The sequence below is a fragment of the Tianweitania sediminis genome (assembly GCF_017813335.1).
GTDB lineage: Bacteria > Pseudomonadota > Alphaproteobacteria > Rhizobiales > Rhizobiaceae > Tianweitania > Tianweitania sediminis.
Map to the genome: position 1 here is coordinate 582,673 of NZ_JAGIYY010000002.1, position 19,217 is coordinate 601,889.

Sequence of the window (19,217 nt, forward strand, 5' to 3'; positions counted from 1 at the left end):
TTCGAATGATGTTGAGAGGCTCGCTGACTGCGCTCGTTACCCCGTTTACCGAGGACGGCCGGTTCGACGAGAAAGCCTTTCAAGAGTTCTGCGCGTGGCAGATCGCGGAGGGCTCGCATGGCCTGGTTCCGGTGGGAACCACGGGCGAGTCCCCGACGGTCTCGCATGACGAGCACCGCCAGGTCGTGAAGGCCTGCATCGAAGTCGCAAAGGGCAAGGTCCCGGTGGTTGCGGGTGCCGGCTCGAACAACACGCGTGAAGCGATCGGCCTTGTTGAGTTTGCAGAACAAGCTGGCGCGGATGCGGTTCTGGTGGTCACACCCTACTACAACAAGCCGACGCAGCGGGGTCTCTATGCCCATTTCGCAGCGGTTGCACAGGCAACGACGCTGCCCATCATTATCTACAACATACCCGGGCGGTCCATTATCGACATGACCCCCGAAACGATGGGTCAGCTCGCCGCTGACTTCAAGAATATCGCGGGCGTAAAGGACGCGACCGGCCGCACCGAACGCGTTTCGGAACAGCGGATGACCTGCGGCAAGACCTTCATCCAGCTGTCGGGTGAGGACGCCAGCGCGCTCGGCTTCAACGCCCATGGCGGGGTCGGTGCGATTTCGGTCACGTCCAATGTCGCGCCGCGTCTTTGCGCCGAGTTCCAAGAGGCAACGCTCGCCAACGACAAGGACAAGGCGCTTGAACTGCAGGATCGGCTGATGCCGCTTCATAAGGCGATTTTCGTCGAACCCGGCGTGTCCGGCGCGAAATACGCGCTATCGCGTCTGGGTCATGTGAAGAATGTGGTTCGCTCTCCTCTGGTGACGGTGGAAGCGGCGACGGCTGGGAAGATTGACGCGGCACTTCAGCATGCCGGCCTGATGAACTGAGGCGGATTGCGCCTATCTAACCAGCATGGCTCCGAAGAAAAGCGACCCCAACAACAAGATTGCCGCCGAGAACCGCAAGGCGCGCTTCAATTATGAGGTTCTCGATACGCTTGAGGCTGGCCTCGTGCTGACCGGCACGGAGGTGAAGGCGCTTCGGGAAGGCCATGCCAACATTGCCGAATCCTACGCCTCGGTGGAAGGCGGCGAGATGTGGCTGATCAACTCCTATCTGCCGGAATACCTGCAGGCCAACCGCTTCAACCATGAGCCACGCCGCCGCCGCAAGCTGCTGGTCAACAAGCGGGAAATGGCGCGCCTGGCTCAGCATGTCGATCGCGAGGGCATGACCCTCGTGCCGCTCAAGCTTTACTTCAACGATCGCGGTCGAGCCAAACTCCAGCTCGCCGTGGCACGCGGCAAGAAGCTCCATGACAAGCGTGAAGCGTCCAAGCAGCGGGATTGGGGTCGTGAAAAAGCGCGTTTGTTGCGGGATCGCGGATGACACGTCCGCTCGTTTTCGCGGCAGCCTTGCTGGTGTCTCTCTCGGCTGACGCGGTGGCTGAAACGGGTGCGGGCTTCGCTGCGCGCGTGCAGGCGCACTTCGGTGCCGTCGCCGCGGATCCACGTGTGCGACTGGTGGCGCTGAATGCTTCCCCGAGCAATGTCGTGGTGGAATTTGGGCTGACGTCGGATGGCAAAGCCCGCGATGCACGCATCGTGCATTCGATTCTCTCGCAGGACGACCAGCAGCTCGTGCTGGAAGCCTTGAACGCCCTGCCGCCGCTCGCGATCGGAGACTATGCCGCTTCCGATGCCACTTACCGGCTGCCGATCCGCTTGAATATTGTGGCGCCGGCCGCCGCGGGGAACTAGTCGAGCAGGGTTCGTGCCTGCCGAAACACATCGTGGAACATCGCAGTGGTGAGTACACCCGTGTTGGTGTTGTAGCGCGAGCAGTGATAGCTCGCGATCAGCGTCGGGCCACCTGGTACATCCATCTGCAAGCCGTGCTTGAACGGATAGTCCTTGATGCGCAAACCAAGCGCACGCAAGGTGGACTGATGGGCGACGGCTCCCAGCGTGACGATCACGCGGGGCAGGGGGTGCCCAAGCAGCATCGGCGCCAGGAACTGTCGGCAGGTGTTGATTTCTGCAGGTGTCGGCTTGTTTTCCGGCGGCATACACCGAACGGCGTTGACGATTGCGGTGTCGACGAGCTCAAGGCTGTCGTCCGGGCGCGCTTCGAAGCAGCCCGTGGCAAATCCGAAATGAAGCAAGGTGCTGTAAAGCAGGTCGCCGGCGTAGTCTCCGGTGAACGGTCTGCCGGTCCGGTTTGCGCCGCGTAGCCCAGGTGCCAGGCCGACGATTACGAGCCGTGGCGCGCTGACTGCACCGTTCGGCAGAAATGCGCGCACGGGGGCATTGTACCAAGTCGGTTCACGTTCGCGCCACGTTGCGATGAAGGCATGCAAGCGGGGGCAGAAATCGCAGTCGGGCGAGGGCTCCGACGGCGCTGTTTCGTCATGCAAGATTATCTTCCGACTCAAGTTCTGCCGGTTCTGGCCGGCGCAGCGGACGTTCAGATGGATCACGGCCGATGTCCAGCCGCAAGTTCTGCAGATCGATGAAGTGATCCGCCTGGCGTCGCAGCTCATCGGAAATCATGGGCGGCTGGGAAGCCATGGTGGACACGACGCTCACTTTCCGGCCGCGACGCTGGAGTGCTTCCACGAGCGTGCGGAAATCGCCGTCGCCAGAAAAGATCACATAATGGTCCACCACATCGGCGAGCTCCAGCGCGTCGATTGCCAGTTCCAGGTCCATGTTGCCCTTGATCTTGCGGCGGCCCGTCGCGTCGGTGAATTCTTTGGCGGGTTTAGTGACAACCCGGTAGCCGTTGTAATCGAGCCAGTCGATCAACGGGCGAATGGAGGAATACTCCTGATCTTCCACCAACGCGGTGTAGTAATAGGCTCGCAACAGATAGCCGCGCCGCTGGAAGTTGGTGAGCAGCTTGCGGTAGTCGATATCGAAGCCGAGCGAGCGCGACGTGGCGTAGAGGTTGGCGCCATCTATGAAGAGCGCGATCTTTTCGCGAGGGTCAAACATCGGAATTTCCTTCAACGGAAACGTGGGCAATATGTCATGGACAAACTGGCTGGTGCTCAAAGCGTTGCACGTTGATGTCTTTGGCACCACAATTTTGACAAAAACATTAAGCCTTGGAATTTCTCCCTTGCCTTGTTTTTTTCGCTTTCTGGCGCTAAGCAGGCTCCAACTCCCGCTACCGCTGACATGAAAGGGGCACCCGATGGCCCGCGTAACTGTTGAAGATTGCATCGACAAGGTGAACAACCGTTTCGAGCTCGTTCTGCTCGCCGGTCACCGGGCCCGCCTCATTTCGCAGGGCGCGCCGATTACCATCGACCGCGACAACGACAAGAACCCTGTTGTGGCCCTGCGTGAAATCGCGGATGAAACGCTGTCGCCGGGCGACCTCAAGGAAGACCTGATCCACTCCTTGCAGAAGCATGTCGAAGTCGACGAGCCGGAAGCGGATGCGGCTCAGATCGAGGCCAATGCCAACGCACCGGCCGACGACGTCGAGGAAGAGAACATCACCTTCGACCGCATGTCGGAAGAAGATCTGATTGCCGGCATCGAGGGTCTCGTCGCGCCGGAGAAAAGCGACGATTTCTAAGCTCTTGGATCAAAGACCACATCTTTTAGTGTGGTGAATAGATGTTACTTAAGGGGTGCCGGCGCCTAGCGCGGGCGCCCCTTCTTGATTTCCGGTGCAGGAGTGTCCGTCCATGATGCGTCAGTACGAGCTTGTTGAGCGCGTCCAGCGCTACAAGCCTGACGTCAATGAGGCGCTGCTGAACAAGGCTTACGTCTATGCCATGCAGAAGCACGGCCATCAGCGCCGTGCTTCCGGAGATCCTTACTTCTCCCACCCGCTCGAAGTGGCGGCGATCCTGACCGACATGCATATGGACGAGGCGACCATTGCGGTGGCTCTCCTCCACGACACGATTGAAGACACGACGGCAACCCGCCAGGAAATCGATGCCCTGTTTGGCCCCGATCTGGGCCACCTCGTGGAAGGCCTGACCAAGCTCAAGAAGATCGACCTGGTTTCCAAGAAGGTTGAGCAGGCCGAAAACCTGCGCAAGCTTCTTCTGGCAATCGCACAGGATGTTCGCGTTCTTCTGGTGAAGCTCGCCGATCGCATGCACAACATGCGCACGCTCGACCACATGGCGCCGGAAAAGCGCCTGCGGATCGCCGAAGAAACCATGGATATCTACGCCCCGCTTGCAGGCCGCATGGGCATGCAGGGCGTTCGCGAGGAACTCGAGGAGCTCGCTTTCCGGCACATCAATCCGGAGGCGTTCCAGACCCTCACCAACAAGCTGGCGGAGGTCTTCGAGAAGAACAAGACGACCTTGTCCGATATTGAAGCCTCGCTGTCGCGGCTGTTGGAGAAGGCGAACGTCAAGGCGTCCGTGAAGTCGCGGCAGAAAAAGGCCTGGTCAGTCTTCCGCAAGATGGAAACCAAGGCGCTCTCCTTCGACCAGATGTCGGACATCTTCGGCTTCCGCGTCCTCGTCGACACGGTGGACGACTGCTATCGCGTGCTTGGTGCCGTTCACACGACCTGGTCCATGGTGCCGGGCCGGTTCAAGGACTACATCTCGACGCCTAAGCAGAACGACTATCGCTCGATCCACACCACCATTGTCGGCCCGTCCAACCAGCGCGTGGAGCTTCAGATCCGCACGCAGGAAATGAACAAGATCGCCGAATATGGCGTCGCGGCCCACGCGATCTATAAGGACGGTGGCAATCGCAACGGAGCCTCGGGCGGTCACGGCGTGTCCAAGGACACCAACGCCTATGCCTGGCTTCGGCGTACGATCGAGTCGCTGGCGGAAGGCGATAGCCCGGAAGACTTCCTGGAAAACACAAAGCTCGAACTGTTCCAGGATCAGGTGTTCTGCTTCACCCCCAAGGGCAAGCTGATCGCGCTGCCGCGTGGAGCAACGCCCATCGACTTCGCTTACGCGGTTCACACGGAGGTCGGCGACACCTGCGTCGGCGTCAAGGTCAACGGCCACGTCATGCCGCTGGTGACCGAGTTGAAGAACGGCGACGAGGTCGAAATCATCCGCTCCAAGGCGCAGGTGCCGCCCGCTGCCTGGGAATCGGTGGTGGTCACCGGGAAGGCGCGCGCTGCCATTCGCCGGGCAACCAAGAACGCCATTCGCAAACAGTATTCCGGCCTGGGCATCCGCATCCTCGAGCGCGCGTTCGAGCGGAGTGGCAAGCAGTTCACCCGCGACCAGCTGAAGCCAGTTCTCCACCGGCTGGGCCACAAGGACATCGATGACGTTCTGGCAGCCGTTGGCCGTGGCGAACTGCCGTCGCATGACGTTCTGAAGGCCGTGTTCCCCGACTTCAAGGACGAACGCGTGTCACTGAACCCGCCGCGACAGCGCGAAGAAGGGTGGTTCAACCTGCGCAACGCGGCCGGCATGTTGTTCCAGGTGCCGGGCAAATCCACCAGAAAGGCCCCGTCAAACGGCGCCCTGCCTATCCGCGGTGTGCAAGGGGATCTGCCGGTGCGCTTCGCGCCGGAAGGCGCTGTGCCGGGCGACCGCATCGTCGGCATTCTCGAGCCGGGGCAGGGCATCACGATCTACCCGATCCAGTCGCCCTCGCTTACCGCGTTCGACGATCACCCCGAACGCTGGATCGACGTCCGCTGGGATATCGATGAAGCCACGGCCGAGCGCTTTCCTGCGCGCATTGCTGTCACCACCATCAACGCGCCGGGTTCACTTGCCGAGATTGCCGGCGTGGTCGCTGCCAACGACGCGAACATTCACAACCTTTCGATGATCAGCACGGCGCCTGATTTCACCGAGATGATGTTCGACCTAGAAGTCTGGGACCTGAAGCACCTCAGTCGGCTTCTGTCGCAACTGAAGGACGCATCGAGCGTTAGTGACGCACGCCGCGTCAATGGCTGACCGCACACTGGGGAGACCAATGAACACGGACGACGTCATCGCCATCTTTCGCGACGCAGGCGCGATCCTCGAAGGTCATTTCATTCTGACGTCAGGTCTGCGCAGCCCCATCTTCCTGCAGAAGGCACGCGTTTTCATGCATGCCGATAAGACGGAAGTTCTTTGCCGCGCGCTGGCGGAACGCATCCGCGAGCAGTTTTCAGGGAACATCGACTACGTCGTTGGGCCTGCAATCGGTGGTCTGATCCCGGCCTACGAGACCTCGCGCCATCTTCGTGTGCCCGCGATCTGGGTCGAGCGCGATCATGGCGAGTTTCGGCTCAAGCGCTTTGAGATCAAGGAAGGCGCGCGCATCCTGATCGTTGAAGACATTGTCACGACTGGTCTATCCATCCGCGAAACCGTCACGGCCATGTTGAAGGTAAACGCGGAGGTTCTCGGAGCCGCCTGTATCATCGACCGGTCCGCGGGCAAGGCAGATGTTGGCGTCCCGCTGGTGTCCTTGGCGCAATACGAGGTGCCCGCCTATCCGCCGGACCTGATGCCTGCAGAGCTTGCCAAGATCCCGCCGGTGAAGCCGGGCAGCCGCTCCGCCGCAGTTTCGCGCTGATTTCCTTGCCATGATCATCGGCATCGGCAGCGACCTTATCGACATCCGTCGAATCGAAAAGACCTTGGAGCGGCATGGCGAGCGCTTCCGAGCACGCGTGTTTACTGACATCGAGCAGGCAAGATCCGACCGCCGAAAGGAGCGCGCCGCGTCCTACGCCAAGCGTTTTGCTGCCAAGGAGGCTTGCGCCAAGGCACTTGGCACCGGCCTTGCTCGTGGCGTGTTCTGGCGTGATATGGGCGTGGTGAACCTGCCGGGCGGCAAGCCGACGATGAAGCTCACCAACGGCGCAGCCGCGCGGCTGGCTTCCATGACGCCCGCGGGACACGTGGCTGTTGTTCACCTCACCATCACCGATGACTTTCCGCTCGCGCAAGCCTTTGTGATTATCGAAGCTCTGCCGGCTTCGTGAGGACGCTGCGCCACGCTGCGGCCGCATTGCCCGCGTGGGGAACAGCGGCTAAGAGGTGAACACTATTCGGGTCTGCGCGGGAGCGGGCCTCATCGAGGACGGCATGAGCGTGGCAGACAAGACCGAGAAGAAAAGCGGCGGCTTTGGCGAAACCGTCAACGTCATAGCGCAGGCGCTCATTCTGGCGCTAATCATCCGCACGCTGTTCTTCCAGCCTTTCTCGATCCCGTCCGGCTCCATGCGCCCGACCCTCCTGGAAGGCGACTACCTCTTCGTGACCAAGTGGGCATATGGCTATTCACGCTATTCCTTGCCGTTCGGACCGGATCTGTTCGATGGCCGCATCTGGGGATCGGCGCCGGAACGCGGCGACGTGGCCGTCTTCAAGTATCCGCCGAATCCGTCCCTGGATTACATCAAGCGCGTGATCGGCTTGCCGGGCGATCGCATTCAGATGCAGGACGGCGTCCTCTACATCAACGGCGAGGCTGTTCCGCGCGAAAAGATCGGCCAGATCCAGAACCGCGACATCACGGAAGAAGAACGTCCGGTGGACGTGTATCGCGAAACCCTTCCGAACGGCGTTTCCTATGAAACGCTCGATCTCACCCCGAACTCCTACGGTGACAACACCGAAGAATATGTCGTTCCGCCCGGACATTATTTCATGATGGGTGACAACCGCGACAACTCCACCGACAGCCGCTTCATGAACGCCGTTGGCTTTGTGCCGGAAGAAAACCTCGTCGGTCGAGCCAACATCATCTTCTTCTCCATAGCGGACAGTGCGAGCCCGCTCGAAATCTGGAGATGGCCAACCGAACTGCGCGCGTCGCGGCTCCTCAACTTCGTCAACTGAAATGGCGCAACGGGCGAGCCAGGCAGAGCGTTGGACCACGAGCGGCCTTGAAGAGCGCATTGGCTATCAGTTCAGTGACACTGCGCGTCTTGAGGGGGCTCTGACGCACGCCAGTGCTCGCTCGAGCGGCGGAACGGACTACCAGCGGCTGGAATTCCTCGGCGACCGCGTGCTCGGCCTTGTCGTTGCCGATTGGCTTTACCAGACCTATCCGCAGGCCAGCGAAGGCGAAATGTCGGTGCGTCTCAACGCGCTCGTCAATGCCGAGACGCTGGCGATGATTGCCGAGGAGATCGGCATTACGGAGTGGATCAAGGCGGGTCGGGAGTTGCGCGGTGTTGCCGGTCGCAAGCGGGTCAACATGCGCGCGGATGTCATGGAAGCGCTGATCGCGGCCATCTATCTCGATGGCGGGTTCGGGCCGGCGCAGACCTTCATTCGCACCTTCTGGCGCGGCCATGCGGACAAGGCAGCGTCTGCCCGGCGCGATGCCAAGACCGAGCTGCAGGAATGGGCGCATCAGGCCAAGGCTCTGACGCCGGTCTACAGCGTCGTCAGCCGCACCGGGCCGGATCACGACCCAGTCTTCGTGGTGTCGGTGAGCATAGCAGGACTTGCGGACGAGCAGGGAAGCGGACGCTCCAAGCGCGAAGCGGAACAGGCGGCGGCAACCGCTGTTTTGCGTCGGGAAGGAGTTTGGACGGATGAAGGGTTGAGCGTGGATGCCTGAAGAGAACGCGGTACCGGAGGTGCAAACACGCTCTGGCTTTGTTGCGCTCATCGGGGCTCCAAACGCGGGCAAGTCCACCTTGCTCAATCAGCTGGTTGGCTCGAAGGTTTCCATCGTCACGCATAAGGTCCAGACCACGCGTGCGATCATTCGCGGCGTGGTCACGCAGGATCATGCACAGATCGTTTTTGTCGACACGCCGGGCATTTTCAAGCCGAAGCGGCGCCTCGACAATGCGATGGTGAGCACGGCCTGGCGCGGCGCAAAGGATGCCGATCTCGTGGTCCTGTTGATCGATGCCGAGCGCGGCATCCGCGGTGACGCGGAAGCCATTCTCCAGAGCCTGAACGACGTGGCTCAACCCAAGATCCTGCTCCTCAACAAGGTCGATCGCGTCAATCCCGAAAAGCTCCTGACGTTGTCTGCCGAAGCCAACGAGAAGGTGCGCTTCGAGCGCACCTTCATGATTTCCGCGCTGACGGGCTCCGGCTGCAAGGACTTCCTGCGCTACCTCGGCGAGGCGCTGCCGCAGGGGCCTTGGTATTATCCCGAAGACCAGATCTCCGATCTCCCGATGCGCCAGCTCGCCGCCGAGGTGACGCGCGAGAAGCTTTATCTGCGGCTGCATCAGGAACTTCCTTATTCGTCCCATGTCGAAACGGAGAAATGGGAAGAAAAGAAGGACGGTTCGGTGCGCATCGAGCAGGTCATCTATGTTGAGCGGGATAGCCAGAAGAAGATCGTGCTCGGGCACAAGGGCGAGACCATCCGCGCCATCGGCCAGGCTGCGCGCCGCGAGATCGGCGAAATGCTTGAACAGACCGTGCATCTCTTCTTGTTCGTGAAGGTGCGGGAAAACTGGGGCGATGATCCCGAACGCTACCGTGAAATGGGACTTGAGTTCCCGTCCTGACCGGCACAGAACGCTGCCATGGAATGGCGCGACGAAGGCATTATCCTGGCTACTCGCAAGCATGGTGAAACAAGCGCCATCCTTGAAGTCATGACGCGTTCGCGCGGGCGCCATCTTGGCCTCGTTCGCGGGGGCCTGTCGCGGCGGATGCGCCCGTTTCTGCAACCCGGCAACAAGGTCGACCTTCTGTGGCGTGCGCGGCTCGATGAGCATCTCGGCAGCTTCCAAGTGGAGCCGCTGGAACAAAACGCCGCCCGGCTCTTCGACAGTGCGGTTTCCGTTTACGGGTTGCAGGTGTTGGCCGCCCATTTGCGCCTTTTGCCCGAACGGGACCCGCATATCCGTCTTTACGAGACGCTTGGGATCATCATCGCCCATCTCGATGATGCAGATGTGGTCGGGGCCCTATTGGCCCGCTTCGAGGTCGCAGTGCTCGACGAACTCGGTTTTGGCCTGGACCTCACCCGGTGTGGGGCCACGGGATCGAGCGACGACCTGATCTATGTTTCGCCGAAAACGGGCCGCGCCATCAGCGGCGAAGCGGGAAGCGCCTGGGCTGACCGGCTGTTCGGCCTCCCACCCTTCCTGCGGGTCGGCTCTGCGCTGGGAGGAGACGCGGCGGCCATCCACGACGCCTTCCGCCTGACGGGCCATTTCCTGGCCCGGCATGTTTATGAGCCGCGCGGTATCGAAGCGCCGGAAGCGCGCGCTTCCTTTCTAGCGGCCTTGACCAAGGCGCTGAACCGACCTGTGTCGAAGGAGCACACATCCGTATGAGCGACGCTGTTGAGCTCTTTCCCGGTTTCGTGGCACGCGGTGGTGCCGGCACCGTGCCCCATGATGTTGTGGGGTCGATAAGCGGGCTCGAATTCCTGCAACGGATCATCCAGGGCGACTATCCCGTGCCTCCGATAGGTCGGCACCTGGGGTTCGGCCTGTCCGAGGTGGCCGAAGGCCGGGCGGTCTTCCGCGGCATGCCGAGTGCAGCGTATCTCAACCCGCTCGGCGTGGTGCATGGCGGCTGGGCGGCCACATTGCTGGACAGTGCGCTGGGTTGTGCCGTCCACACCTTATTGCAGGCGGGCGAGGGCTATTCGACGGTCGAGTTCAAGGTCAACCTGACGCGCCCGATCACGGCCAACACCGGCGAAGTGGTTGCGGAAGGACGTGTCCTGCACAAGGGCCGCACCACCGCTGTTTCAGAAGCCAGCCTGAAGGACAGCACCGGCAAGCTCCTCGCAATCGGCACCGAGACTTGCTCCATCTTCCCGATAACGCAGCTGGCGCCCCGCTGAGCTACTCGGCCGGCACGATCTGCGGCCGCTCCACCGGCTTCTCGCGAATGGGCAGGTGAACCAAGGCCGCGAAGACGCCGAGCGCGACACCGAGCCACCAAACGGGATCATAGCTGCCGAACCGGTCGTACAGGTAGCCGCCGAGCCACACGCCCAAAAACGACCCGATCTGATGCGAAAAGAAGACCAGGCCGCCAAGAAGGCCGAGATGGCGCGTTCCGAACATGATCGCCACCAGCCCGTTTGTCGGTGGCACGGTTGAAAGCCATAAAAGGCCCATCAGCACGGCAAAGACGACCACGCTCGTTGGCGTTTGCGGCAACAAAAGAAAGCCCGTCACGAGAATGGAGCGCCCGATATAGATCCAGGCGAGGAAGGTCGGTTTTGAGTAGCGCTGACCGATGATGCCAGCTGCCAGCGAACCGATGATGTTAAAGAAGCCGATGAGCGCGAGCGCCAGAACGGCATAGCGGGCGTCGATGCCGAGATCCGCGATATAGGCGGGGAAGTGAGCCGTGATGAACGCCACCTGGAAGCCGCACACGAAGAAGCCAGCAACCAGCAGGTTGTAGCTGCGGTGTCCCAAGGCTTCGCGAAGCGCGGCTCCGAGCGTCTGTTCGTAAACGGCCTGACCGGCAAGTCCCGTCTTGGAGTTGCCCCGCAACGGCACGGCGATCAACGGGATCACCAGCATCATCGCCGCCATGATCAACAGCGAGTTGAACCAGCCATAGGCATCGATCAAGCCTTGGCTAAGTGGCGCGAACAGGAACATGCCCGCTGAACCGGCTGCCGTTCCCAAGCCGAAGGCAAAGCTTCGCCGTTCAGCCGGAACGTTGCGCGCAAAGGCGGCCAGCACGATGCCAAACGAACCCGACGCAACACCGAGGCCCACCAGCAGGCCGCCACCGAGGTACAGCATGCCGGGCGTGGTTGCGAGCGCCATCAGGCAAAGGCCCGCTGCATACATGAAGCCCGACAACGCTAGCACGCGCCAGGTGCCGTAGCGGTCGGCAAGCGCACCGAAGATTGGCGTTCCGACGCCCCAGGCAAGGTTCTGGAAAGCCATGGCCAGGCCGAAGGTGGTGCGGTCCCATCCTTTCTCGGCCAGCATCGGCAACTGGTAGAAGCCCATGGCCGATCGCGGGCCGAAGGTCAGTGCCGCGATAACGCAGCCGCAGATGATGAGGAACCACGGAAGCGTGCTACGGTGCGTGGCTGCAAGTGCCATGGAAGAAGTCCCCGCCAGATAGGCGACTTCTACCGCGTTTGGGGACAGCTACAATTGAATAGAAGAACCGGACCGATCAATTGTTTTGATCGAGCACCAGCGCCGGCTTTGCCGACTTCTGCGCTTGGCCGGCCAGGTCCTGCGGAACGAAATGCACTTCCTGCTGCGGGAAGGGGATCGTGATCCCCTTTTCCTCGAGAAGACGTTTGGCGGACGCCGTCATGTCCGACTTCAGCCGCTCGAAATCACTGCTTGCCGACCAGTAGCGGACATTGAGGTTGATTGCGCTCGCCGCCAGTTCCGTGACGAAGATGGCAGGTTCCGGCTCCTTGTAGACCCGGCTGTCGCCAATCAGCATGTCCATCAAAGTCGACTTGGCGAGGGCGACATCGTCATCGTAGCCGATGCCGATGAGGATATCGGTGCGTCGATCCGCGTTGCGGGAAAAGTTCTTGACCGGCGTTCCCCACAGCGAACTGTTTGGGGCGAGAACATAGAGCCCGTCGAAGGTCCGGAGTTCGGTGGCGAAAAGGCCGATCTCGCGAACGGTTCCGGCGACGGCGCCGGCGTCGATATATTCGCCCACGCGAAAGGGTCTCAGGAACAGCAGCATCAGCCCGGCGGCGATGTTCTGCAGCGTGCCTTGAAGCGCCAGTCCAATGGCAAGACCGGCAGCGCCGAGTGCGGCCACGATGCTGGTTGTTTGCACGCCGAACTGCGAAAGGACCGTGACGCCAACGAAGATGAGCACGACGTAGCGCAGCGTCTTAGACAGAAACGTCTTGATCGTCTCGTCGATGTGCCTGAACGAGCCCATGGCCGCGTAGGACCAGCGCTCCGCATAGCCCGCGAAGATCCAGCCCACGACGAGGATCACCACCGCCCCGAGAAGCGAGAGGGAATAAGCGACCGCCAGAGCAGCCAGCATGTCCCAGGCGCTGCTCGCTGCCGCCAAAAGGTTTGTTCGGGAAGCGTCCATTAGATTCCTTGCTCGCTCATCCGCTCAGCGGCGCAACTAGTGCGACAATGCTGCGAAGCAACGCTCCAGGACGCCGGCACCAGAGATACGTGATTCTAGTTCGTATTCTCACTTTGGATTGCCGCGAAGCGATCGAGGAATTGCTGCTGGGCCTGCACCGCGGGCATGGGCTCGAGCTGAAACATGTCCGCTGCAAAACCGCGTGGCCGCCCGAAGAACTGGGCGGCTTCCGTTTCCGCAAAGCCGGCCAGCTGGGTTGCCTCGAAGTAGGCGGCCACCATGTCGGCGCGCTTGATCAAGCGCCGGAGCGGCTCGGGCAGGGCAGGGGCAAGCCCGAAGCAGCGGTGAATGGCTGCCTGCAAACGATGTTCGACGCTCTTGTAGTCGCCGCCGATCGCTGCCTTGAACGGCGAGATCATGTCGCCGATTACATATTCCGGCGCATCATGCAGCAAGGCTGCAAGCTTTGCCCCCCATGACGCAGCGGGGTCGAAGCGGCAGACGATTTTCTCCACCAGAAGGGAGTGCTGGGCCACCGAAAAGGCGTGGTCGCCTTGGGTTTGCCCGTTCCAGCGGGCCACGCGGGCAAGCCCGTGGGCGATGTCGCTGATCTCGATGTCGAGCGGAGATGGATCCAGAAGATCGAGCCGCCGACCAGACAGCATCCGCTGCCAAGCGCGGGTCGGTGCGCCAGGTCGATCGGGCATTAGTCGCCTGCGTCTGCAGCGGCTTCTGGGAAGCCGAACTTGGCCCAGCCGGGGATGGACAGCGTCACGGGAACATCACCTGCTGTGACGGCCAAGCCGTTGTCCATGGCAGCCTTCACCTTGTCGATGCGCACCAGCGCCAGCCCGTGCCGTCCCAGCCCGGAGCCCATTGAACCGACAAGGCGGCCCGCAACCGTGATGTCGGTGCCGGTCGGCGGCAGATCCGCTTCCCCTTCGGCAAGCAGGATCCGGCGGCGTGCGGTGCCGCGATGCTGCATGCGCGACACCACCTCCTGACCGACATAGCAGCCCTTCTTGAAGCCGACGGCGCCGATCTGGTCCAGGAGAACGTCATGCGGGAAGGCATCGCCAAGCTCGTAATCGCTGCCGCTTTCAGCGATGCCGTGCTTCACGCGATAAGCGGTCCACGCCATCAGATCCGAGGTTTCAGCCGGTTCAGTGCCGTAGTGCCGCACCACTGAGCCATCTGCAAAGCGCCGGTCCACTAGGCCGAATCCGGGGTTTTCGGCCTCTGCTTCCCCGCGCAAGGAAACTGTTACAAGCGACTCATCTTCAACGGTGATCTCGGCCTTTGCGCGAAGCCGGTACATTGTCAGTCGCCGCACGAAATCGGTCGCTACGGCGGCGCGGCAATCGAGTCGGAAGCCCCCTTCAACCCGCGACACAAGGAAGTCGAACAGGATCTTGCCTTGTGGTGAAAGCAGGGCTCCGGGAACAACTTCGCCGGCTTGCACGGGGGTGAGGTCCACCGTGAGGATGTTCTGCAAGAAGGACTCGGCATCGGGGCCGGTCACGAGGATCAGCGCGCGATGGGCAAGGCGGACGGTTGGCATCGGTGTCTTCCCTTGTCTCTGCGTCGCGCATTACGTAAGCCGGGCGCACAACCGGGACAAGCGACATGACGGCCACCCACGACCTAATCCTGACGGGCGCCACAGTGGTGAACCACGATGGTGAGGGCATCCGCGACATTGGCGTCACGGCTGGCCGTATCTCGTTCGTCGGCGATCTATCGCGTGCAAGTGCGGGGGAACGGGTCGACTGTACCGGCCTCCACATTCTGCCGGGGGTTGTCGACAGCCAGGTGCACTTCCGCGAGCCTGGGCTGGAACACAAGGAGGATCTGGAATCAGGGTCGCGCGCAGCGGTGCTCGGAGGTGTGACGGCGGTGTTCGAGATGCCGAACACCAATCCGCTCACCACGGACGAGGCGGCCTTGGCCGACAAGGTGCGCCGCGCCACGAACCGCATGCATTGCGACTTCGCTTTTTGGGTCGGCGGCACGCGCGACAATGCGCCCGATGTGGCCGAACTCGAGCGTCTGCCGGGTGCCGCCGGCATCAAGGTGTTCATGGGCTCTTCCACGGGAAACCTCCTGGTGGAAGATGACAACGGGGTCTTCGAGATCCTGCGCCGGACCCGTCGACGCGCTGCCTTCCATTCCGAAGATGAGTTCCGCCTTCGCGAACGCCTTTCCGTGCGGGTTGAAGGCGATCCGGCTTCGCACCCGGTGTGGCGGGATGCGACGGCGGCGCTGCAATGCACGCAGCGGCTCGTTGCGATTGCTCGGCGCGCCCGCGCGCGCATTCACGTGCTGCATATCTCGACGGCCGAAGAGATCCCGTTTCTTGCCGCCCACAAGGACGTCGCAACCTGCGAGGCGACGCCGCATCACTTGACGCTGACTGCTGACGATTACGCGCGGTTGGGCACGCTCATTCAGATGAACCCGCCTGTTCGTGACGCAGGACACCGCCATGGCATTTGGGCCGGCATCAAGGGGGGCATCGTCGATGTGCTCGGTTCCGACCACGCACCCCACACGCTGGAAGAAAAGGCAAAGCTCTATCCTGCCTCGCCTTCGGGCATGACGGGCGTGCAAACCCTGGTTCCAATCATGCTGGACCACGTCAATGCCGGCCGCCTGAGCCTGCAGCGCTTCGTGGACCTGTCGAGCCACGGGCCCAACCGGATCTTCGGCATGGCCCGGAAAGGACGCATCGCCGTTGGCTATGACGCCGATCTCACTGTGGTGGACATGAAGCGCACGGAAACAATCACAAACGCGCAGGCTGGGTCGAGGGCCGGATGGACGCCCTATGATGGCAAGCAGGTCACCGGCTGGCCAGTAGGAACGATCGTGCGTGGCCAGCGGGCGATGTGGGAAGGCGAGATCGTCGCGCCATCCACAGGTCAGCCGGTTCTTTTCAGCGAAGCGCTGCCCGCAGCGTGACGCTTATTCGCCGGCGACGAAGAACGACCACCGGCCTTCCGGCGTGATTCCCACGCGGTAGAACACATAAGCGCCGAAGCTCTTCATTTCCTCGTAATCGCCTGCAGTGACGATCCGAAACAGTTCCACCCGCTGCGGACCCGTCAGGCTGTCGAGCGGCACGGCGAAGAAATAGGGCCATACATAAAGCTCGTCCGGCGTTCCGGCGTCCAGGTGCACGAAACCGGCGTCGAGAACTTCCTCGAGAATGGCCAGGATTTCATGTCCCTGGTCATCGCCGGCCAACTGCTTCAGGAACTCGATGGGATCGCTCTCCACATCGCCAAGCGAAAGTTGTGTCTGTGTTTCGCCTGTGCCGATCAGCGGACGCAGGCGCTCGATATCCCCGCTGTTGCAGGCATCGTAGATCAACTGGTGCATGCGCCGAACGGGCTCAGGCAGCCGCGACAGATCATAGATCACTTCGGCCGGCTGTTCGTCAGGGTCGCTTTGCGGATGGGTCGCCGAAGGGGACGAAAGGCCACCTTCGGGTTCCTCCGTTTCTGTACCCCCATCGGGAGCGGCAGGAGCCGGGCTATCGCCCAAGGCGTTCGGGAGCGGCAAAGGGCTGCGCTGAATCGGCGCCTGCGCACCGGATGGCGCGGTTGTGGCGTCGTTCTGGATCTCGCTCAGCGCATGCGCGGGTAGGGGGAGCAGGGTCAAACCGGCAAAAAGCGCGGCCGTTGCCGTGAAGCGGCCGAGGGGAGTAGCGAAGAAAAAGGGCATCGTGCTCCTGAGTATCCGCCGGCGCAGCTGGTGATGCTGTTGCGCCGGATCAGTGCCGTGACTGATAAACGTCGAACTCGCCGGCTTCAACACGCTCGCGCATGCGCTCGAGCAAGGCCAGCGCCGCAGCGTCGCCCGACTCGCGCAGCAGTTCGCCGAGCGCTGTCGTCAGGGCCGCTTCCGCCATGATCTCCGGCTCGATGCCGGCTGAAATGCCATCGGCCCAGGCCTCGTTGTGGCTTTCCACGGCGGTGAGCCGCTTTTCTTCGCGGATCATGGCATCGATGTCGTTGCGACCAAGGTCCATGCTTTCCTATCCCCATCTGCAGTGTCACCCGGCTGCCACACCGGTCGAACTTGATGCTTTCCTTTAATGTCCCTTTAAACGTTAGCACAGTCTGCCCCGACTGCACCCCGCCTACCGGGTTAAAAAGTAAATCGAATGTTAATAGCCGAATCTTGCGGCAGTCTGATCAGCCAGTTTTTCTCCCTCGGCTCGGTATCGCTCAAAAGCTGCCACGGCCGAGCTCGTGCATGTCGAATATGAACTCGCGAACGAACGGTAGCCGCGATTGAAGCTCGCCGTGAACTGAGCCTTGCGCGCGTCCGTGGTCGCTTCGGCTGCGATCAGCTTGCCCATGAGGTCGCGCCATTGCGTGCCCGGCTCGCCACACAGGTTGCGCAGGTAATGGAGTGCGCCCAGAAGTTCCGAAAGACGCAGCAACGCGGGCTCGAAAGGCGGCGCTTGTGTTTGCGCGGTCGCCGGTCCGCTTGCCGCGCAAACAACCAGGACGGCGAAAAGGTGGCGGCGCATCATGAGGGGCATCCTGCCGGAGTGTCGTGGCGGGTAAGCGACACCCCTTGTCCGAGAATCTCCCTCGCGACTTCTATCGTGGAAGGGGTGGCCGGCAGATCCTCCATGGCGTCCACAGCAAACCAGCCGACTTCCGCGGCATCGTCACCGGCGGTTGGGTTTGCACCATTGGCAACGGCGCTAAACACATGGAGGTGGAACGAACCCCAGTCGCCAACCAGTGGGATCATCCGCAGGAGCCGATAATCCGTTGCGCTTAGTCCGGTTTCCTCCAGGAGTTCTCGGCGCACGGCATCTTCAAGCGATTCGCCGGCTTCGACCTTGCCGCCCGGGAAGGCCCACAAACCGAGATTTGGCGCGCGGCCGCGCTTCACCAAAAGGAACGCGTCGCCCTTACGGAGCACAACGGAAACGGCCGGGATGGGTGCATTTGCCATGGGTCGCGACTATCTAAGGAACGGATGCGAAGTCAAATCGAAGGGTGCAGGCCATGTGCGGACGCTTCACGCTGACAGCGACGCCGGACGAAGTCGGCGCAATGTTTGCGCTGCTCGAGGTGGAGCCGTTTCCTGCCCGCTACAACATCGCGCCGACGCAGCCCGTTCTGATTGTCGCGCCCGGTCCCGCGCGGGAGCCTGGATCCAACCTGCCGGACCGACAGGGGATGCTTGTGCGCTGGGGCTTGCTTCCATCCTGGGCCAAGAACCCGAAGGAACTCCCGCTGCTGATCAACGCACGTTCCGAAACGGTCAACGAAAAGGCTGCTTTCAAGGCGCCCATGCGTCACCGACGCGTGCTGGTCCCCACAACCGGGTTCTACGAATGGAGACGGAGCGGAAAAACCAGGCAAGCTTTTTTCATTCGGCCGAGAAGCGGCGGCATCGCTGCCTTCGCCGGTCTCCTGGAGCATTACATGGAGCCGGGTGGGTCTGAGATGGACAGCTGCGCGATCGTCACAACCGCCGCCAACGATGATCTGCGATCCATCCACGACCGCATGCCGGTCGTGATCAAGCCGGAAGATTTTAGCCGCTGGCTTGATTGCCGCACGCGCGAGCCGCGCGACGTGCAAGATCTGCTGCGGCCTGTGGAGCCTGGCTTCTTTGAAGCCATTCCCGTGTCCGACAAGGTCAACAAGGTTGCCAACATCGGCGCTGACCTGATCCGGCCGGTTGCGGTGGTCGATCAACCGACCCGCGCCGCCGAAACAAGCGAGCCGGAACAAAGCCAACTGCAGCTCTTCTGACGATCAGGCAGCTTTTCGGCCGCGGGCCGGCACCTCGGCTGTGTCGTCGGCCGCCTGCTTCATCTTGACTGCCAGCGCGCCCAGAATGGCCGCAGAGCCGATCTGCCGGTAGTGCCGTGCGAGTTCAGCGTCCTTTGCAGCCTGCGGCCGCTTGGATTTCGTTTCAGCGTGCTGAGCCATCTCGTTTCCTCGAGCGAAGCGTTGTCCCTTGCTTCGAGTAGATGTTGCTTGATTGGGACTAAACCATGTCACGCCGGCCGGTTCGCTCCTATTCGCTAATCACAGAATTCTTCTATGTTTAATAAAGTCCTATGGAGCTGATGCTGACCCAGCAGCACGCTTGCTTTTCGCAGCGTCAGGCGCGATAACGCCGGCATGAAAACGACTTGGGCAATTCGCGGGATTTGCATTATCGGCTAGCGCTTCGCTGGTCCGGTCGTTTTCGCCTTCTCCTCACAGACGAAACAAACGCCCCG

25 protein-coding genes are annotated in these 19,217 nt (G+C 61.7%); 14 read left to right on the top strand and 11 right to left on the bottom strand.

The window, feature by feature from the left end:
* Window positions 1-8 precede the first annotated feature (8 nt).
* From dapA to J5Y06_RS09815, 3 genes are read left to right on the top strand one after another with little or no spacing between them, the layout of a single operon-like run.
* Complete coding sequence (gene dapA, locus J5Y06_RS09805) at window positions 9-890, top strand: 4-hydroxy-tetrahydrodipicolinate synthase (RefSeq protein ID WP_209335123.1); 882 nt, start codon at window positions 9-11, stop codon at window positions 888-890.
* A 25-nt stretch (window positions 891-915) separates the two neighbouring features.
* Window positions 916-1,392 carry an SsrA-binding protein SmpB gene (gene smpB, locus J5Y06_RS09810; RefSeq protein ID WP_209334943.1) on the top strand — a complete coding sequence of 159 codons (477 nt, stop codon included), beginning with the start codon at window positions 916-918 and terminating at the stop codon, window positions 1,390-1,392.
* Window positions 1,389-1,763 carry a hypothetical protein gene (locus J5Y06_RS09815; protein ID WP_209334944.1) on the top strand — a complete coding sequence of 125 codons (375 nt, stop codon included), beginning with the start codon at window positions 1,389-1,391 and terminating at the stop codon, window positions 1,761-1,763. Before smpB ends, J5Y06_RS09815 begins: the two co-directional genes overlap by 4 nt.
* Here the strand turns inward: J5Y06_RS09815 and J5Y06_RS09820 are convergent.
* Window positions 1,760-2,419 carry a uracil-DNA glycosylase gene (locus tag J5Y06_RS09820; RefSeq protein ID WP_209334945.1) on the bottom strand — a complete coding sequence of 220 codons (660 nt, stop codon included), beginning with the start codon at window positions 2,417-2,419 and terminating at the stop codon, window positions 1,760-1,762. The two genes, J5Y06_RS09815 and J5Y06_RS09820, sit on opposite strands and share 4 nt — an antisense overlap.
* Window positions 2,412-2,999 (bottom strand): LabA-like NYN domain-containing protein, encoded by a 588-nt coding sequence (locus tag J5Y06_RS09825; protein WP_209334946.1) that lies wholly within the window; start codon window positions 2,997-2,999, stop codon window positions 2,412-2,414. Before J5Y06_RS09825 ends, J5Y06_RS09820 begins: the two co-directional genes overlap by 8 nt.
* Before the next feature lie 202 nt (window positions 3,000-3,201).
* Between J5Y06_RS09825 and rpoZ the strand changes: the two genes are divergently transcribed.
* From rpoZ to J5Y06_RS09870, 9 genes are all read left to right on the top strand, one after another.
* Window positions 3,202-3,591, top strand: a complete 390-nt coding sequence (rpoZ, locus tag J5Y06_RS09830; protein WP_209334947.1) for a DNA-directed RNA polymerase subunit omega — start codon at window positions 3,202-3,204, stop codon at window positions 3,589-3,591.
* A gap of 112 nt (window positions 3,592-3,703) precedes the next feature.
* Window positions 3,704-5,926 carry a RelA/SpoT family protein gene (locus J5Y06_RS09835; protein WP_209334948.1) on the top strand — a complete coding sequence of 741 codons (2,223 nt, stop codon included), beginning with the start codon at window positions 3,704-3,706 and terminating at the stop codon, window positions 5,924-5,926.
* Window positions 5,927-5,945: 19 nt separating this feature from the next.
* Complete coding sequence (gene pyrE, locus J5Y06_RS09840; protein ID WP_209334949.1) at window positions 5,946-6,536, top strand: orotate phosphoribosyltransferase; 591 nt, start codon at window positions 5,946-5,948, stop codon at window positions 6,534-6,536.
* A gap of 10 nt (window positions 6,537-6,546) precedes the next feature.
* Entirely contained in the window at window positions 6,547-6,948 is a 402-nt protein-coding gene (gene acpS, locus J5Y06_RS09845) for a holo-ACP synthase (protein ID WP_209334950.1), read from the top strand.
* Window positions 6,949-7,051: 103 nt separating this feature from the next.
* Window positions 7,052-7,807, top strand: coding sequence for a signal peptidase I (lepB, locus tag J5Y06_RS09850; RefSeq protein ID WP_209334951.1), 756 nt, complete (start codon window positions 7,052-7,054; stop codon window positions 7,805-7,807).
* A 1-nt stretch (window position 7,808) separates the two neighbouring features.
* The gene (gene rnc / locus J5Y06_RS09855) at window positions 7,809-8,537 is read left to right on the top strand and encodes a ribonuclease III (RefSeq protein ID WP_209334952.1); all 729 of its coding nucleotides are present in this window, start codon (window positions 7,809-7,811) and stop codon (window positions 8,535-8,537) included.
* Window positions 8,530-9,450 (top strand): GTPase Era, encoded by a 921-nt coding sequence (era, locus tag J5Y06_RS09860; protein WP_209334953.1) that lies wholly within the window; start codon window positions 8,530-8,532, stop codon window positions 9,448-9,450. The genes rnc and era overlap by 8 nt, the downstream gene beginning before the upstream one ends.
* An 18-nt stretch (window positions 9,451-9,468) precedes the next feature.
* Window positions 9,469-10,227, top strand: a complete 759-nt coding sequence (recO, locus tag J5Y06_RS09865; protein WP_209334954.1) for a DNA repair protein RecO — start codon at window positions 9,469-9,471, stop codon at window positions 10,225-10,227.
* Window positions 10,224-10,745, top strand: a complete 522-nt coding sequence (locus J5Y06_RS09870) for a PaaI family thioesterase (protein WP_209334955.1) — start codon at window positions 10,224-10,226, stop codon at window positions 10,743-10,745. Before recO ends, J5Y06_RS09870 begins: the two co-directional genes overlap by 4 nt.
* Window position 10,746: 1 nt before the next feature.
* Here J5Y06_RS09870 and J5Y06_RS09875 read toward each other — a convergent pair whose 3' ends face one another.
* The 4 genes from J5Y06_RS09875 to ygfZ form a co-directional block, all read right to left on the bottom strand.
* Window positions 10,747-11,976: an MFS transporter gene (locus tag J5Y06_RS09875; RefSeq protein WP_209334956.1), complete on the bottom strand. Its 1,230-nt coding sequence runs from the start codon at window positions 11,974-11,976 to the stop codon at window positions 10,747-10,749.
* A gap of 76 nt (window positions 11,977-12,052) precedes the next feature.
* Window positions 12,053-12,955 carry a mechanosensitive ion channel family protein gene (locus tag J5Y06_RS09880; protein WP_209334957.1) on the bottom strand — a complete coding sequence of 301 codons (903 nt, stop codon included), beginning with the start codon at window positions 12,953-12,955 and terminating at the stop codon, window positions 12,053-12,055.
* A 95-nt stretch (window positions 12,956-13,050) separates the two neighbouring features.
* Window positions 13,051-13,662, bottom strand: coding sequence for a YfbR-like 5'-deoxynucleotidase (locus J5Y06_RS09885; RefSeq protein WP_209334958.1), 612 nt, complete (start codon window positions 13,660-13,662; stop codon window positions 13,051-13,053).
* Window positions 13,662-14,516: a CAF17-like 4Fe-4S cluster assembly/insertion protein YgfZ gene (ygfZ, locus tag J5Y06_RS09890; RefSeq protein WP_209334959.1), complete on the bottom strand. Its 855-nt coding sequence runs from the start codon at window positions 14,514-14,516 to the stop codon at window positions 13,662-13,664. The genes J5Y06_RS09885 and ygfZ overlap by 1 nt, the downstream gene beginning before the upstream one ends.
* A 65-nt stretch (window positions 14,517-14,581) precedes the next feature.
* Between ygfZ and J5Y06_RS09895 the strand changes: the two genes are divergently transcribed.
* Window positions 14,582-15,916 carry a dihydroorotase gene (locus J5Y06_RS09895; RefSeq protein ID WP_209334960.1) on the top strand — a complete coding sequence of 445 codons (1,335 nt, stop codon included), beginning with the start codon at window positions 14,582-14,584 and terminating at the stop codon, window positions 15,914-15,916.
* A gap of 3 nt (window positions 15,917-15,919) precedes the next feature.
* Here J5Y06_RS09895 and J5Y06_RS09900 read toward each other — a convergent pair whose 3' ends face one another.
* The 4 genes from J5Y06_RS09900 to J5Y06_RS09915 form a co-directional block, all read right to left on the bottom strand.
* Entirely contained in the window at window positions 15,920-16,681 is a 762-nt protein-coding gene (locus tag J5Y06_RS09900) for a hypothetical protein (RefSeq protein ID WP_209334961.1), read from the bottom strand.
* A 49-nt stretch (window positions 16,682-16,730) separates the two neighbouring features.
* Window positions 16,731-16,988 (bottom strand): hypothetical protein, encoded by a 258-nt coding sequence (locus J5Y06_RS09905; protein ID WP_209334962.1) that lies wholly within the window; start codon window positions 16,986-16,988, stop codon window positions 16,731-16,733.
* A gap of 138 nt (window positions 16,989-17,126) precedes the next feature.
* Complete coding sequence (locus tag J5Y06_RS09910; protein WP_209334963.1) at window positions 17,127-17,498, bottom strand: TIGR02301 family protein; 372 nt, start codon at window positions 17,496-17,498, stop codon at window positions 17,127-17,129.
* The gene (locus J5Y06_RS09915) at window positions 17,495-17,932 is read right to left on the bottom strand and encodes an NUDIX hydrolase (protein WP_209334964.1); all 438 of its coding nucleotides are present in this window, start codon (window positions 17,930-17,932) and stop codon (window positions 17,495-17,497) included. Before J5Y06_RS09915 ends, J5Y06_RS09910 begins: the two co-directional genes overlap by 4 nt.
* 53 nt (window positions 17,933-17,985) lie before the next feature.
* Here J5Y06_RS09915 and J5Y06_RS09920 point away from each other — a divergent pair, with 53 nt between their 5' ends.
* Window positions 17,986-18,741 carry an SOS response-associated peptidase gene (locus J5Y06_RS09920; RefSeq protein WP_209334965.1) on the top strand — a complete coding sequence of 252 codons (756 nt, stop codon included), beginning with the start codon at window positions 17,986-17,988 and terminating at the stop codon, window positions 18,739-18,741.
* 3 nt (window positions 18,742-18,744) lie between these two features.
* Here J5Y06_RS09920 and J5Y06_RS09925 read toward each other — a convergent pair whose 3' ends face one another.
* Window positions 18,745-18,921 (bottom strand): hypothetical protein, encoded by a 177-nt coding sequence (locus tag J5Y06_RS09925; protein ID WP_209334966.1) that lies wholly within the window; start codon window positions 18,919-18,921, stop codon window positions 18,745-18,747.
* Window positions 18,922-19,217: the final 296 nt, after the last annotated feature.

Coding starts and splice junctions, on each gene's coding strand:
- rnc (WP_209334952.1), top strand. CDS start 7,809: ATGGCGCAACGGGCGAGCCAGGCAGAGCGTTGGACCACGAGCGGCCTT.
- acpS (WP_209334950.1), top strand. CDS start 6,547: ATGATCATCGGCATCGGCAGCGACCTTATCGACATCCGTCGAATCGAA.
- rpoZ (WP_209334947.1), top strand. CDS start 3,202: ATGGCCCGCGTAACTGTTGAAGATTGCATCGACAAGGTGAACAACCGT.
- J5Y06_RS09905 (WP_209334962.1), bottom strand. CDS start 16,988: ATGGACCTTGGTCGCAACGACATCGATGCCATGATCCGCGAAGAAAAG.
- pyrE (WP_209334949.1), top strand. CDS start 5,946: ATGAACACGGACGACGTCATCGCCATCTTTCGCGACGCAGGCGCGATC.
- J5Y06_RS09815 (WP_209334944.1), top strand. CDS start 1,389: ATGACACGTCCGCTCGTTTTCGCGGCAGCCTTGCTGGTGTCTCTCTCG.
- J5Y06_RS09835 (WP_209334948.1), top strand. CDS start 3,704: ATGATGCGTCAGTACGAGCTTGTTGAGCGCGTCCAGCGCTACAAGCCT.
- smpB (WP_209334943.1), top strand. CDS start 916: ATGGCTCCGAAGAAAAGCGACCCCAACAACAAGATTGCCGCCGAGAAC.
- J5Y06_RS09915 (WP_209334964.1), bottom strand. CDS start 17,932: ATGGCAAATGCACCCATCCCGGCCGTTTCCGTTGTGCTCCGTAAGGGC.
- J5Y06_RS09920 (WP_209334965.1), top strand. CDS start 17,986: ATGTGCGGACGCTTCACGCTGACAGCGACGCCGGACGAAGTCGGCGCA.
- ygfZ (WP_209334959.1), bottom strand. CDS start 14,516: ATGCCAACCGTCCGCCTTGCCCATCGCGCGCTGATCCTCGTGACCGGC.
- J5Y06_RS09875 (WP_209334956.1), bottom strand. CDS start 11,976: ATGGCACTTGCAGCCACGCACCGTAGCACGCTTCCGTGGTTCCTCATC.
- J5Y06_RS09900 (WP_209334961.1), bottom strand. CDS start 16,681: ATGCCCTTTTTCTTCGCTACTCCCCTCGGCCGCTTCACGGCAACGGCC.
- J5Y06_RS09910 (WP_209334963.1), bottom strand. CDS start 17,498: ATGATGCGCCGCCACCTTTTCGCCGTCCTGGTTGTTTGCGCGGCAAGC.
- J5Y06_RS09925 (WP_209334966.1), bottom strand. CDS start 18,921: ATGGCTCAGCACGCTGAAACGAAATCCAAGCGGCCGCAGGCTGCAAAG.
- J5Y06_RS09825 (WP_209334946.1), bottom strand. CDS start 2,999: ATGTTTGACCCTCGCGAAAAGATCGCGCTCTTCATAGATGGCGCCAAC.
- J5Y06_RS09870 (WP_209334955.1), top strand. CDS start 10,224: ATGAGCGACGCTGTTGAGCTCTTTCCCGGTTTCGTGGCACGCGGTGGT.
- J5Y06_RS09885 (WP_209334958.1), bottom strand. CDS start 13,662: ATGCCCGATCGACCTGGCGCACCGACCCGCGCTTGGCAGCGGATGCTG.
- lepB (WP_209334951.1), top strand. CDS start 7,052: ATGAGCGTGGCAGACAAGACCGAGAAGAAAAGCGGCGGCTTTGGCGAA.
- dapA (WP_209335123.1), top strand. CDS start 9: ATGTTGAGAGGCTCGCTGACTGCGCTCGTTACCCCGTTTACCGAGGAC.
- recO (WP_209334954.1), top strand. CDS start 9,469: ATGGAATGGCGCGACGAAGGCATTATCCTGGCTACTCGCAAGCATGGT.
- J5Y06_RS09880 (WP_209334957.1), bottom strand. CDS start 12,955: ATGGACGCTTCCCGAACAAACCTTTTGGCGGCAGCGAGCAGCGCCTGG.
- J5Y06_RS09895 (WP_209334960.1), top strand. CDS start 14,582: ATGACGGCCACCCACGACCTAATCCTGACGGGCGCCACAGTGGTGAAC.
- era (WP_209334953.1), top strand. CDS start 8,530: ATGCCTGAAGAGAACGCGGTACCGGAGGTGCAAACACGCTCTGGCTTT.